This is a genomic window from Stenotrophomonas sp. CCNWLW162 (assembly GCF_037203745.1).
GTDB lineage: Bacteria > Pseudomonadota > Gammaproteobacteria > Xanthomonadales > Xanthomonadaceae > Stenotrophomonas > Stenotrophomonas maltophilia_AQ.
The window spans coordinates 680,971-694,497 of sequence record NZ_JBBCBL010000003.1; the positions used below are offsets into that span (position 1 = coordinate 680,971).

The 13,527-nt window shown below is 67.7% G+C and carries 13 protein-coding genes; 8 read left to right on the plus strand and 5 right to left on the minus strand.

All coding sequences use genetic code 11. The features are described 5' to 3' along the window. Positions 1–56 precede the first annotated feature (56 nt). Complete coding sequence (locus tag V9K93_RS11860) at positions 57–890, minus strand: hypothetical protein (RefSeq protein WP_337302600.1); 834 nt, start codon at positions 888–890, stop codon at positions 57–59. A 206-nt stretch (positions 891–1,096) separates the two neighbouring features. On the opposite strand from V9K93_RS11860, the gene V9K93_RS11865 reads away from it, so the two are divergent. Then, positions 1,097–1,498 (plus strand): hypothetical protein, encoded by a 402-nt coding sequence (locus V9K93_RS11865; protein ID WP_164079980.1) that lies wholly within the window; start codon positions 1,097–1,099, stop codon positions 1,496–1,498. Positions 1,499–1,636: 138 nt separating this feature from the next. Here V9K93_RS11865 and V9K93_RS11870 read toward each other — a convergent pair whose 3' ends face one another. Next, positions 1,637–2,344 carry a YceI family protein gene (locus V9K93_RS11870; protein ID WP_136639537.1) on the minus strand — a complete coding sequence of 236 codons (708 nt, stop codon included), beginning with the start codon at positions 2,342–2,344 and terminating at the stop codon, positions 1,637–1,639. A gap of 86 nt (positions 2,345–2,430) precedes the next feature. Beyond that, the gene (locus V9K93_RS11875) at positions 2,431–3,021 is read right to left on the minus strand and encodes a malonic semialdehyde reductase (RefSeq protein WP_004139510.1); all 591 of its coding nucleotides are present in this window, start codon (positions 3,019–3,021) and stop codon (positions 2,431–2,433) included. Between the two features lie 127 nt (positions 3,022–3,148). Between V9K93_RS11875 and V9K93_RS11880 the strand changes: the two genes are divergently transcribed. From V9K93_RS11880 to V9K93_RS11905, 6 genes are all read left to right on the plus strand, one after another. Next, positions 3,149–4,108, plus strand: coding sequence for a mitochondrial fission ELM1 family protein (locus tag V9K93_RS11880; RefSeq protein WP_337302601.1), 960 nt, complete (start codon positions 3,149–3,151; stop codon positions 4,106–4,108). Between the two features lie 155 nt (positions 4,109–4,263). Beyond that, on the plus strand, positions 4,264–4,494 hold the full coding sequence (locus tag V9K93_RS11885; protein ID WP_046984459.1) for a hypothetical protein: 231 nt from the start codon (positions 4,264–4,266) through the stop codon (positions 4,492–4,494). A 48-nt stretch (positions 4,495–4,542) separates the two neighbouring features. Next, on the plus strand, positions 4,543–5,394 hold the full coding sequence (locus V9K93_RS11890; protein WP_337302602.1) for a DUF2145 domain-containing protein: 852 nt from the start codon (positions 4,543–4,545) through the stop codon (positions 5,392–5,394). 19 nt (positions 5,395–5,413) lie between these two features. Next, positions 5,414–5,917 carry a hypothetical protein gene (locus V9K93_RS11895; protein ID WP_046984475.1) on the plus strand — a complete coding sequence of 168 codons (504 nt, stop codon included), beginning with the start codon at positions 5,414–5,416 and terminating at the stop codon, positions 5,915–5,917. A 32-nt stretch (positions 5,918–5,949) separates the two neighbouring features. Then, positions 5,950–6,462, plus strand: coding sequence for a hypothetical protein (locus V9K93_RS11900; RefSeq protein WP_046984461.1), 513 nt, complete (start codon positions 5,950–5,952; stop codon positions 6,460–6,462). A gap of 75 nt (positions 6,463–6,537) precedes the next feature. After that, the gene (locus V9K93_RS11905) at positions 6,538–7,098 is read left to right on the plus strand and encodes a queuosine precursor transporter (RefSeq protein ID WP_337302603.1); all 561 of its coding nucleotides are present in this window, start codon (positions 6,538–6,540) and stop codon (positions 7,096–7,098) included. Between the two features lie 168 nt (positions 7,099–7,266). Here the strand turns inward: V9K93_RS11905 and glnE are convergent, their stop codons facing one another. Continuing rightward, on the minus strand, positions 7,267–10,062 hold the full coding sequence (gene glnE / locus V9K93_RS11910) for a bifunctional [glutamate--ammonia ligase]-adenylyl-L-tyrosine phosphorylase/[glutamate--ammonia-ligase] adenylyltransferase (RefSeq protein WP_337302604.1): 2,796 nt from the start codon (positions 10,060–10,062) through the stop codon (positions 7,267–7,269). Positions 10,063–10,448: 386 nt separating this feature from the next. Here glnE and scpC point away from each other — a divergent pair, with 386 nt between their 5' ends. Continuing rightward, the gene (gene scpC / locus V9K93_RS11915; protein ID WP_057501969.1) at positions 10,449–11,963 is read left to right on the plus strand and encodes a succinyl-CoA:acetate CoA-transferase ScpC; all 1,515 of its coding nucleotides are present in this window, start codon (positions 10,449–10,451) and stop codon (positions 11,961–11,963) included. 91 nt (positions 11,964–12,054) lie between these two features. On the opposite strand, the gene hglS is transcribed toward scpC, so the two are convergent. After that, complete coding sequence (gene hglS, locus V9K93_RS11920) at positions 12,055–13,419, minus strand: 2-oxoadipate dioxygenase/decarboxylase HglS (RefSeq protein ID WP_337302605.1); 1,365 nt, start codon at positions 13,417–13,419, stop codon at positions 12,055–12,057. Positions 13,420–13,527 lie beyond the last annotated feature (108 nt).

The window sequence follows — 13,527 nt, forward strand, 5'->3', positions numbered from 1 at the left end:
CGGACCGTTGGCCCGCACGCCTTCGAATGGGTAGTGCCGGCCGCTGGCCGGCAACCTCATGAACCTTCGGCAGGTACCCGCAGCTGCCGGCCAGCGGCCGGCACTACCGTGCTGGACGCCACCTGCCGCGTCCATCCGGACCGCTGCGCGGCCCAGATCTCCAGCGCCACCAGCAGCGCAATGATCAACAACGGCAACAGCAGCCCGAAGTACACGCCCGGCATCATGCCGTTGATCTGCGCCTTCACCAGCCGCAGCACGCCACGGGTGTGCAGCAGCTCATCCACGTGCATGGTCAGTGCCTCGCGCACCACCTTGGGCTCCAGGCCGATCGTGCCGGCCTTGTCCACCAGCGTGTCTTCCAGCATGCCGCGCAGCAGTCCCTCGCGCACCTTGCCGATCACCCATCCCGCGCCACGTGCCAATGGGCCGTCACCGAGACGATCGAGGCCGGGCAACGGATGTTCGCTCAGATAGGCCGAGGCAATGGTGTCGGCCACATCGCCCACCGTGCCCTGGCTGCGCAATGCCTCGCGCATGCGCGGGTTGTCCAGTGAATCGGTAAAGCCTTCGCTCCAGCCTTCCACCAGGGTCTGCAGGTGCGGCTGGAAGTGATCGAGCTGCTTGAACAGCGCGCGGTGTGCGCCGGCAGTAAAGCCCAGCTGCAGCCCGAAGAAGGCGGTGGCCAGCGGCAGCAGCACCACGTAGCTGGCCAGCAGCCAGTGATGCCAGCGCTTGCGCCGCTGCAACCAACCACGGCGGTGCAGCCAGCGCCAGGCGACGATGCCCAGCACCAGGCCGAGCAGCGTGCCGAGCAGGCTGCCACCGACCAGATCGAGCACGCTCAGGCCCGTCCAGAATTCGTTCAACCAGTACTGCGTGTCCTGCATGGGTCTTCCTTCCGTGGATGAAAAGCAGGCCATTGTAGAGCCGAGCCCATGCTCGGCTGCTCCTTGCATCAGGTGGATGCGGACCCGCCGACCGGTGGGTGCGGACCGTTGGTCCGCACACTCCCATGCAATTGCCGGCCAGTGGCCGGCACGACCTGGCAAGCGATGCGACAATCGCGCTCCTTTCCTGCAGCAACGAGGCCCACATGGCCAAACTGACCCTGGCCAGCGTGGACGCGCTGCGTACCCGCTTTGCCGATGACGCCGCCTGCGACGCGGCACTGGCCGCCTTCGCCGACACCGCTGCCCTGCGCGTACCGCTGCGTGAGCTGGTGGAGGCACAACACCGCTATCTGCAGGCCGAATTCGAAGTGGCACAGGTGGCCGATGTGCTGCGCCGCGACCAGAAGTACGCGCCGGTGGGCCGACCGTCGATCAACATCGTGCAGTTGCGCAAGCAGCAGGCCGCGACCAAGCAGGCGGCGCTGATCGCACGCCAGGTGGTGGCGCAGGCCGCGCAGACCTTCGCGCGCGTGAGCGGGATGACGGTGAAGGCCAAGCAGAGCCCGAGCGAGGCGTGCGTTGCATGGTTGGGCGCGTTGCGCTGAGGGATCGTGCGGACCAACGGTCCGCACCCACCGAATCCAGGTCCGCAGCCGGCCAGCGGCCGGCTCTACCAGAACCCAAAAAGAAGGCCCGCTTTTCAGCGGGCCTTCTGCCTTCTCACGACGAGTGAGCGGGGTGCATCAAGCGGCCGGCTTTTCGCCGGTGGCTTCGGTGGTGATGCGGATCTTCACTTCATCGCTGACGTTCGGGGCATACGCGCCGACGCCGAAATCGCTGCGCTTCAGGGTGGTGGTGGCATCGAAGCCGGCGGCCGGAACCTTGGCCATCGGGTGCTCGCCGCCGCCGTTCACGGTCACGTCCAGGGTGACCGGCTTGGTGATGCCCTTGATGGTCAGGTCACCGGTCACGCTCAGCTTGTTGGTGCCAGCAGCTTCCACCTTGGTGCTCTTGAAGGTGGCATCGGCGAACTTGGCGGCGTCGAAGAAATCGGCGCTCTTCAGGTGCTCGTCGAACTTGGCGGTGAAGCTGTTCAGGCCGCTCAGCGGCAGCTTCACTTCCACGGTGGACTTGGTCACGTCTTCGGCGTTGTACACCAGGGTGCCTTCAACGTTGCCGAAGTGTGCGCTCGGGTTGGAGAAGCCGAAGTGGCTCCACTGGGCCAGCACGTCGGTGTGGGTCGGGTCCAGCTTGTAGGTGCCCGAGGCGATCTTGATCGCTTCGGCGGCCGGCGCGGCAGCAGCGGCATCGGCGGCCGGGGTGGCGGCCTGCCCGGTGGTGGCCGGGGCGGCGGCATCGGCGGCCGGGGCAGCGGTGTCGGCCGGCTTGGAGCAGGCGGCGATGGCCAGCGTCAGGGCCAGCGGCAGCAGCAGTTTACGGGTGGCGCTCATCTCAGGAACTCTCCGGATCGTAGGGTGGGTACACGGTGTAGCAAGAGCCCGCCGCGGGACGGCGGGCCCGAAACCGATACAACGACTTACGCGATGCGCGCCGCTTCGTCGAACGACAGGCGCGGCAGACGCGGGAACAGGCCCGCCGAGTCACCGTAACCCAGGTTGACCAGGAAATTCGACTTGATGGAGGTGCCGGCGAAGAAGGCTTCATCCACCTTGGCCGCATCGAAGCCGGACATCGGACCGGCATCCAGGCCCAGCGCGCGCGCGGCCAGGATCAGGTAGGCACCCTGCAGGCTGCCGTTGCGGATGGCGGCTTCGTGGCGGCCTTCCTGCGGGCCGTCGAACCAGGCCTTGGCATCGGTGTGCGGGAACAGGTACGGCAGCTTCTCGTGGAAATCCAGGTCGAAGCCGATGATGACGGTGACCGGGGCGGCCATGGTCTTGTCATGGTTGCCTTCGGACAGGGCCGGGGCCAGCTTGGCCTTGGCTTCCTTCGAGGTGACGAAGACGAAACGGGCCGGCGTGGTGTTGGCCGCGGTCGGTCCCCACTTCACCAGGTCGTACAGTTCCTGCAGCAGGCTGGCCGGGACCGGCTTGTCGAGGAAGGCGTTCTGGGTGCGGGCAGTGCGGAACAGCTGGTCGAGGGCAGCAGCGTCGAGCGCGTGGGACATCAGTGGATCTCCAGGGCGGCTAAGGGAAGGTCAGTGCCCGCGGGCGGCGCGGGGCGAATCGACGAGCCGCAGTGTAGAGTGTCGCGACTGTTGCAACACCCAGCAGGACTGAAACGAATTAATGCCAATGGTGAAACGATCGAGCGCGCCTTGGACGGTCACTGACGGCCGTGCCGGCAATGTCCGCCAGGCGGTCGCGCTGGCCTCGGCGCTGCGTCTGGGTACCCATCAGCCGCTGGTCCTGCAGCCCCGTGCGCCCTGGCGCTGGCTGTCGCCGCGGCGGCTGCCGGGCGATGTGGACGGCTACGGCGAGGCCTTCACGACACTGGCTGCGGACGCCCCGCCGTTGGCGATCGGCTGTGGCCGCCATTCCGCCGGCGCCCTGCGCGTGCTGCGTGCGCGTGGCAGCCAGGTGGTGCAGATCCTCGACCCGCGCATCAGCGCCCGCCACTGGGACATGGTGGTGGTGCCCGAGCACGATGCTCTGCGTGGCAGCAATGTGCTGACCCTGCTCGGCAGCCTCAACCCGGTGGACGACGACTGGCTGGCCTGGGGTCGTGCCGCGTTCGCCAGCTTCAGCACCCTGCCCGGCCCGCGCACCGCGTTGCTGGTGGGTGGACCGACGCCGCTGGCCCCGTGGGACGAGGCAGCGATGGTGGGCGTGTTCCAGGCGCTGGCCGATCAGATCCGCGCTGAGGGCGGCAGCCTGCTGGCCACGACTTCGCGGCGCACGCCACCGGCATTGGCCGAGATCCTGCGCGCGAAGTTCGCCGACCTGCCACATGTGATCTGGGGCGATGGCGGCGACGGCGTGAACCCGTACGCGGGCCTGCTGGGCTGGTCCAACCGCGTGGTCGTCTCGCCCGATTCGGTGAACCTGCTTTCTGAAGCCTGTGCCACGCGCATGCCGGTGATGGTGGCGCTGGCTGATACCGCGCAGGGGCGGCTGGCACGTTTCCAGCAGCAGCTGCGTGAGCGCGGGCGGTTGCAGCCGCACTGGCTGGACTGGCAGTACGACCGTATCGAGCCGCTGCGCGAAACCGCGCGGATCGCCGCGCAAGTGAAGCAGCGTTTGGCATTGAGGTAGTGCCGGCCGCTGGCCGGCAACGCTATATGCATTACCGAAGCCCCTGCCATTGCCGGCCAGCGGCCGGCACTACCCCGTTCGTCCAGCGATTTCTGAACACTTGGATCCGCCTGCGCGGTTAGAGTCCAGCTTCCCCCATCACACTGAACGTCTTCATGCGTACCCTGCTCCTGCTGCCCCTAGCCCTGCTCGCTGCCTGCTCCACCACGCCCACCGAGCTGGACCCGATTTCTTACCAGTGCCAGCAGCAGCTGGATGCATACCGCGAACAGCCAGCGCTGCGCGATCCGAAGACTGGCGAGCGCCCACCGCTGCCGATCGCGCCGATCAGCGACGCCTGTGACCGGGAACTCAAGCGCAAGGGCGTGGACCGCCCGCTGCGCTGACCGGCGTATGATCGGCGCGCGGGCCTGCCCGCCGTTGAAGGTATCGACATGGATCGTTTTTCCCGCCTGCCCCGCGCCGCGCTGCTGATCGCCAGCCTGCTGGCGACCGCACCGGCATGGGCCAACAGCACCGAGTGCCGCGAGCGCTACCCGAGCGTGGCCTCGCAGGCGGCGATGCTGGACGTGGCCTGGACCACCGCCGAGCGCCTGGACGCGCTGCCCGACGTGGACGTGGTGGTAGCCGCACGTGGCGGCCAGGACCTGAGCCGCTACGGCCTGCGCCATAGCCATCTGGCCTTCCTGCTGCGCGAGGACGATGGCCGTTGGCGCGCGATGCACCTGCTCAACCGCTGCAAGACCGACAGCTCGCAGCTGTTCCACGAAGGGCTGGGCAACTTCGTCGGCGAGAGCGGCGGCCATACCGACCTGCGCATCGGCGTGCCGTCGGCGCCGCTGCGTGCCGCGTTGAAGGCGATGCTGGTGTCACCGTCGATCCAGCCAAAGGCGCTGCACGAAACCAGGTACAACGTGGTCGCCTACCCGTTCGCCACCGACTACCAGAACTCCAACCAGTGGGTGCTGGAAGTGCTGGCGGCGGCGATGGCGCAGGCCGATGGCGCGCCGGCCATCGTCAAGCGTGAGCAGGCCCAGCAGTGGCTGCGCCAGCAGAAGTACCAGCCCAGCGTGCTGCATATCGGCCTCGGCAAGCGCGTGGGTGCGCGCCTGTTCGTGGCCAACGCCACCACCACCGACCATCCGGCCGGCGAGCGCATCTCCGGCAACTATTCGGTGGTGACGGTGGAATCGGTGTTCGATTTCCTGCACCAGCGCAGCCAGCTGCAGCAGGAACTGGTGATCCCTCACGTGCCGGTGGCCGGTGCCGCCGCAGCCAGCCCCTGAATCCCGCAAGGAGAACGAGATGCGCCTTTCGCACGCTGTCCTGATGCCGCTGTTGATTCTCACCGGCCTGGCCTGCTCGACCGCCGCCCACGCCGAACGCCGCATCGTGATCATCCACGACCCGGGCCCGCAGGGGCCGAGCCTGGAGATGTCCACGCAGATGGTGGCGTCGGCCCGCGCGGCAGCGGCGAAGGAAGCCCAGGATGCAGCCGACGCGGGTCGCCCATTGGCCCGTCAGCAGCAGATCAAGCTGCCGCAGATGCAGGTGAGCGCCATCGCCACCACCGTGGATGGCCGCCGCGAAGTGCTGCTGCGTGATGCCAACGATCCGCAGAACACCGCATCCATGCAGTACCCGCGCGGCATCGGCGATCCGGCCGTGCAGTTCACCGTGGGCCAGACCGTGAACTTCGAGCCAACCGGTGCTGACCAGGGCTGGCAGCTGAAGGACAACCAGGGCCGTCCACTGGAATACCTGCCCGAGGCCACCGGCCCGCGCGACATTTTCGATACCCGGCGCTGAGCCGCCGTCCCCACCCTGACCAGGAGGTCTCCATGTTCCGTTGCCTGCGCATTCCCGCCACTGCTCTGCTGCTTTCGGCGCTGATGGTGCCCACCGTCCACGCTGGCGCTGCGCCGCAGTTGAACAGCAGCGAGGCCAGCGTGCTGATCACCTCGCTGATCGTGGTGTCAGTGCCCCTCGCTGCGTCGGCGGGCTTGTCTGAATTGTCGAAGGCGCCGTTCAAGGCCAGCGAGCGCCGTGAGAAAGCCCACCGCACCAAGGCGGTGCCACTGCCACCGATGGAAGTGAAGAAGGTGGAGACCACGGCGGCGGGCGAACGCCAGGTGCAGCTGCAGGTGCCCGACAAGGCCGACCAGACCGCCACGCTGCGCTGGCCGGCGCGCGTGCATGAGGACCAGACGGCGGCCTTCGTGGTCGGCCAGCAGGTGCATTTCGACCCCACCGAGGCCGGTGCCGGCTGGACCGTGAAGAGCGCGCAGGGCCAGGCGCTGGCCTATGTGCCGACCGCCTACGCCGCCGGCGACGTGATGAGCGAAGCGCTGTAAAGCTGAACGACCGGTTTTGGCTTTGCCGCGGGCCGGGCGGATAATGGGCGATCCCCTTTGTCCCCCTGGCTCGCCATGTCCGTGCGTCCTGCCCCTGTGTTTGCCCCGTTGACCGCCCGCGCCCTGGTGCTGGCGGTACTGGCCATGGGCGCGGTGGTGCTGCTGTCCAACGTGCTGGTGCAGTACCCGATCAACGACTGGCTGACCTGGGGTGCTTTCAGCTACCCGGTCGCGTTCCTGGTCAGCAACCTGATCAACCGCCGCTTCGGCCCGGGCCCTGCCCGCCGCGTGGCGTGGATTGGTTTCGCGGTGGCGGTGCTGTTGTCGGTGTGGGTTGCCACCCCGCGCATCGCCATTGCCTCGTGCTCGGCCTTCATCGTGGCGCAGCTGCTGGACATCACCGTGTTCGACCGCCTGCGCCGTGGCAGCTGGTGGCGTGCACCGATGGTGGCCACTACCTGCAGCGCGACGGTGGATACCACCATTTTCTGGTCGATCGCGTTTGCCGGTTCGACCCTGCCGTGGGTGAGCTGGGCCGCCGGCGACCTGGCGGTGAAGCTGGCGATCGGCGTGTGCCTGCTGGCCCCGTTCCGCGCGTTGTTGTGGAAGATGGCGCCGCTGCGAACCACCAGCTGACCGCACATGCTCTGGCAGGTGCCAACCTTGGTTGGCACGCCGTTGCCGGGGTCATGGACGCTGATGGGTTGTGCCAACCAAGGTTGGCACCTACCAACAGCAGGCCAACAGTCAGATCATTGATCCGGCGGGCCATCGCCAGGCCATTGCTCTGGTGGGTGCAACCCTTCAGGCGAACGGCAGCTCCGCGGCGATGCACGCCGCCGCAATCGCTGCACATGCCTCTTCAATCGCGGGCGTGGTCGGTGCCAAACGCGGCCGCCGGTCCAGCGTGCAGGCCAGGCCAACATCCAACAACGCGGCATGCGCTCCATGCAGCGCCTGTGCGGTGGCTTCCGGCAGGAAACCAACACCCGCCAACGCATCGATCAACGACGGCGTATCGCGGGGTTGCAGCAGCGCCGCATGCTGCGCGCTACGCGCCAGCACACCGGTCTGCAGCAGGAACTCCAGGTCCACCACGCCACCGGCACCCTGCTTCAGGTCCAGCCGCGCGGCATCGCTGCGGTCCAGTTCGGTGCGCATGCGGCCGCGCATCTTCAGCACGTCCGCATACAGCACACCGGCATCGCGTTCGCGCCCCAGCGTCTGCGCACGCACCTGTTCGAAATCGGCCAGCAGACTGGCATCACCGGCCACGCCCCGCGCGCGCACCAAAGCCTGGTGTTCCCAGGTCCACGCGCGCTCGCGCTGGTATTCGGTGTAGCTGGCCAGCGAAGAGACCAGTGAGCCCTTGCCGCCATCCGGGCGCAGGCGAACGTCGATGTCGTAAAGGCGGCCGGCGGCGGTGACTGCACCGAGCAGCGCCATCACCTTCTGCGCAAGGCGTGCGTACCAGCGCCCCGGTTCCAGCGGCCGTGCCCCATCGCTGGCATCCACGCCGGCCGGGTTGTCGTGCAGGAACACCAGGTCCAGATCGGAGCCGAAGCCCAGCTCCAGTCCACCGAGGCTGCCGTAGCCGATGATCGCGAAGCGCCCGCCGGGAATCTCGCCGTGTGCGGCGCGCATGTCCGCCTCGGCCATCGCCAATACGGTAACCACCACCGCCTGCGCCAGTTCGGCCAATTGCCGGGTGCTGTCGACCGCGCCCTGGCGGCCATCCAGCGTGGCCATCGCCATGCGGAAGCTGAGTGCCAGCCGCGTTTCATTGAGCCAACGCAGCGCGGATTCGGGATCTTCCACCGTCAGCACCTGCTGGCACTCGGCCAGCATGCCAGCGGCATCCGGCATCGGCCCGGACACGCGCACGTCCAGCAGTTCGTCCAGCAGCAGCGGATACGCTGCCAGGCGCTCGGCCAGCAACGCGCTGCGCGCCAGCACGTCTACCAGCCGCGCCAGTGCGCTGGGCTGTTCGTCCAGCAAGGCGAGATAGCTGGTCCGGCGCAGCACCGCCTGCAGCAGGCCAAGCACGCGCTTCAGCGCGGCATCGGGCTGTGGCGAGCGCGTGGCCGCATGCAACAGCGCAGGCAGTACGCGATCCAGCCGCGCACGCGCGGCATCGGACAACGACTTCACGCCGGTGCCCTGGGCGAAATCGCGTAGCGACTGGTCGGCGCCGTTGGCATCGAGGAAACCGGCTTCGGCCAGCTGTGGTGCATTGCTGCCTTCGGGCAGGCTGCGCCAATAGTTGGCCAGCGCGTCGGGCGCGGCCTGGCCCTTGCGCGGCGCCAGCAACGCGGCGAATTCAGTACTGACCCGCTGCTGCTGTTCCGCCAGCGCCGCACGCAGCACGTCCCAACCCGGATAGCCCAGACCCACGGCGATGCGTTCGCGGTCGAGTGCATCATTGGGCAGCACATGGGTCTGCGCGTCACGCAGCATCTGCAGGCGGTTTTCCAATCGGCGCAGGAACAGGTAGGCCTCGCGCAGCGCGCTGCCATCCTCGGGCGCGATCTGTCCGGCGGCCACCAGTGCGTCCAGCGCCACCAGCAGGCGACGCTCGCGCAGTGCCGGTTCACGGCCACCGCGGATCAGCTGCAGCGCCTGGCACAGGAATTCGATTTCGCGGATGCCACCGGCGCCGCGCTTGATGTCGTCGTGCAGTTCCCGGCGCGCGACTTCGGCGGTGATTGCCGCCTTCATCTCGCGCAGGCCGTCGAGCGCGGTGAAGTCCAGGTAGCGGCGATACACGAACGGGCGCAGCGTCTGCAGCCACGCCTCGCCGGCATCGATGTCGCCGGCCACCGCGCGCGCCTTCAACCAGGCATAGCGTTCCCAGTCGCGGCCCTCGCGCTGGAAATACTGGTCCATCGCCGCGAACGACAGCGCAACGCGGCCGGCGCTACCGAACGGACGCAGGCGCAGGTCGACGCGGTGGCTGAAACCATCGACGGTGGTTTCGTCCAGCAGCTTGGCCAGGCGCTGGCCGAGGCGGGCGAAATATTCTTCGGCCGCCAACGGACGCGGTCCATCGGATTCACCACCCTGCGGATAGGCGTAGACCAGGTCCACATCGGAGCTGAAGTTGAGCTCGCCACCGCCGAGCTTGCCGAGGCCAAACACCACCAGCTGCTGCGGCGTGCCGTGTTCATCGGCGATCACACCGTGGCGCTGGGCGAATTCCTGCTGCAGGGCGTCCAGTGCCAGCCGCAGGCAGTCCTCGGCGAGGGTGGTGGCACCGGCGAGGGTCTGCGGCACGTCGTCGAGGCCGGCCAGGTCACGCCAGATCAGCCGCGTGGACATCGCGGTGCGCCAGCGCCGGATCTGCGCCGGCCAGTCACTGGGCTGCAGCGGATCGAGCACCGGCGCCGGGATCGGCGGGCAGCCGGGGGCGGCCAGCTGTGCCAGCAAGGCCGGTTGCCGCACGAGGGTGTCCAGCGCGAAGTCGCTGGCCACCGCCAGCTGGTTCAGCAACGGCAGCAGGTCGGCCGGGACGGGCTCGGGCAGGACCTGGGCCAGACGGGCCAAAGCGCGGTCGACAAGGGGCTGCAGGGAGGCGGGCAGGTCAGCGGGGGCGAGGGTCATGGGCTGATTCTCACGGGGTCGGATCCCTTTGCCAACGGCGAAGGGCTCTGACCCCGAGATGCCGCCGGTTGATGCCGCTGGTGGGGTCAGAGCCTTTTGCCTGTGGCAAAAGGATCCGACCCCCGATGGGAGCCGCGCATTCATACTGGGCGACAGGCAATAAAAAAGCCCGCTTGCAGCGAACTGCCAGCGGGCTCTGCTCCCTCCCCCACGTCGGGATGCAGGTCCATCGTGCGGGCTGCGAAAGCACTTTGCACGCTGCACTGCAAAACAAAACCGGCGGGTTTGGGTGACCCCTGCGGGAAAAGCCATTCCACGAAGGTAGAACCCCCCGTACGGCGGGGGATGGCCGATAATCGGGATTCCCCCCAGCAACACGTGTCGTCATGTCTGTTGATCGCATCGCCAACGCGCGTCTCCGTGACCGCGTGGTCTCCGCAGAGGCCGCAGCCGCGCTGATCCAGCCCGGTGAAACCGTGGCCATGAGCGGCTTTACCGGCTCTGGTTACCCCAAGGCTGTTCCCGTCGAACTGGCCCGCCGCATCGAAGCGGTGCACGCCCAGGGCCTGCCCTTCCAGATCAGCCTGATGACCGGCGCCTCCACTGCGCCGGAACTCGATGGCGCGCTGGCCAAGGCCGATGGCATCGCCATGCGCATGCCGTTCCAGAGCGACCCGGATGCGCGCAACCGCATCAACGAGGGCAAGCTGGACTACATCGACATCCACCTCAGCCACGTGGCCCAGCATGTGTGGTTCGGTTTCTATGGCGAGATCGATACCGCCGTGATCGAAGTCTCGGCCATCCGCGAAGACGGTTCGCTGGTGCCGTCCACCTCGGTCGGCAACAACAAGACCTGGCTGGACCTGGCCAAGAAGGTGATCGTTGAGGTCAACGAATGGCAGCCGGCCGGCGTCGACGGCATGCATGACATCTACTACGGCACAGCGCTGCCGCCGCACCGCAAGCCGATTCCGCTGGTGAACGCCAACGACCGCATCGGTGACACCGCGCTGCGCTGCGACCCGGACAAGATCGTGGCCGTGGTGCGCACCAACGGCCCGGACCGCAACAGCCCATTCAGCCCGATCGATGCGACCAGCGAGCAGATCGCTTCGCACCTGATCGAATTCCTCAAGCACGAAGTGAAGAAGGGCCGCCTGCCGCCGAACCTGCTGCCGCTGCAGTCGGGCGTGGGCAATATTCCGAACGCGGTGTTGGCCGGCCTTGCCAAGAGCGGCTTCCGCGACTTGGCCGCGTTCACCGAAGTCATCCAGGACGGCATGCTCGATCTGCTGCGCGACGGCGTGCTGAGCTACGCTTCGTGCACCGGCTTCGCGCTGAGCCCGCAGGCCAACGAGACGTTCAAGGAGAACATCGATTTCTATCGCGAGCGCATCATCATGCGCACGCAGGAAATCTCCAACCATCCGGAGCTGGTGCGCCGCCTCGGCTGCATCGGCATGAACGGCATGATCGAAGTGGACATCTACGGCAACGTCAATTCGACGCACGTGATGGGCACCCGGATCATGAACGGCATCGGCGGTTCGGGTGACTTTGCGCGCAACGGTTTCCTGTCGGCGTTCCTGAGCCCGTCCACCGCGAAGAACGGCACCATCTCGGCGATCGTGCCGATGGCCAGCCACGTGGACCACACCGAACACGACGTGTCGGTGATCGTCACCGAACAGGGCCTGGCCGATCTGCGAGGGCTGACCCCGCGCAAGCGTGCGCAGGTGCTGATCGACAACTGCGCGCACCCGGATTTCCGCCCGCAGCTGCAGGACTACTTCGACCGTGCCAGCCGCGAAAGCTACGGCAAGCACACCCCGCACCTGCTGCCGGAAGCGCTGTCGTGGCACCAGCGTTGGCTGGATACCGGCACGATGAAGGGCTGATTGCCGTCGGGGTCGGATCCCTTTCCATTGGAAAGGGCTCTGACCCCAGGTACGGACATCGGGTAGAGCCGGCCAGCGGCCGGCTCTACCTTCACGCGGTGCGCAGCGCCGCCAGCGATTCGGCCTGCAGCCGCTCGTAGATTTCGAACTCGTCATTCACCGCCACGCCCAGCGCCTGCTCGAAGGCCTCGCGGTTGGCGTGTGCGGCATACGCACGCTGTTCTTCACCGCCCAGGTTCGACTGGAAGATGCCTGCGGCACTGACCGGCAGGAAATCCTCGTAGACGATCGGGTCGGCCGTGGCCAGGCCTGCGGCCACCAGCACTTCGGCCGGTAGGTCGGCCACGCGCTCCGGTGCGGCGCGGCCGGCGTCGGTCAGCTGGTAGCGGTAGTAACCCAGTCCTTCCTGGCGCAGCGTGTCATGGTCATCCGGGAAGCTGGCGAACACCGCCTGCAGGCGCTGGCCGTAGCCGCCACCGGTGCTGCCTTCGCCACCGGCATCGCGTGCCTGCGACAGCAGCTGGTCGTACAGTGCGCGGCCCTTCGGGGTCAGGGCCAGGCCGCGCTGCTCGATCTCGCCGAAGCGCGCGGTGTGGGTGCCGGCGTCGCCGCCCTCACTGTCCGGGAAATGCACGGCTTCTTCCAGCGCCTTGAAACTGGTCTGGCGCAACAGGATCGGGCAGGCACGGCGCGGCGGCCCTTCGATCACCGCTTTGGCCGCCATGCCGTGCTCGATCATTGCCGCCTGTGCGGCGTCGATATCCAGCGTGCGCGGGGTCAGGTGGTTGATGTGCGGGCCGCGGAAGCTGACCACGTCGGCCACCAGCCGGTGCGCGTTGTGCAGCGCGTGGTAGGTCGGCAGATCGACCGTGGCATCGCCGTGCCAGCGGAAGGTTTCCAGTGCTTCATCGACGAAGCGCCCGGCATCGGCCTGCGACAGGCCACCGTCACGCTCAGCCTGGTCGATCAGCGCCAGCGCGCCATCGGTAAAGATGCGGCGGCGGGCAAGGATCTTTGCCGATTCGGCGCGCAGCGCTTCGTCTTCGATCAGCTCCAGGCGCAGCAACGAGGTGAACACGCGGAACGGGTTCTGCGCCAGCGCCGCGCCGGTGAGCGGGCGGAATGCGGTGGAGTGCACCGGCACGCCGGCCACGGACAGGTCGTAGTAGCCGACCGGGTACATACCCATCACCGCGAACAGGCGACGCAGCGTGGCCAGCTCCTGCACGGTGCCGACGCGGATCGCGCCGTGGCGCTCTTCGTCCAGGCGCGCACGCTCGTCGTTGCGCTGCAGCTGCGCGGCCAGCGCCGGGTCCTGCTCCAGCACCTGCGCGTTGATCCGCTCCACCAGTTCCACCAGCGTGCCGTACAACGGTACTTCGGTGCGGTACATGCGGGACATGGCCTGCGCGAACAGGCGGCGGATCACATCAGGCGAAACGAAAGAGGCGCTCATCAGTCACTCGATTACGGGAACGGGGAACAGCTCGAACCCGTATTGTCGCCGGAGCGCGGCGCGGCGGCGATATGCAGAGCAACATGGCGCCCAGCCCGGTAGGCCTGG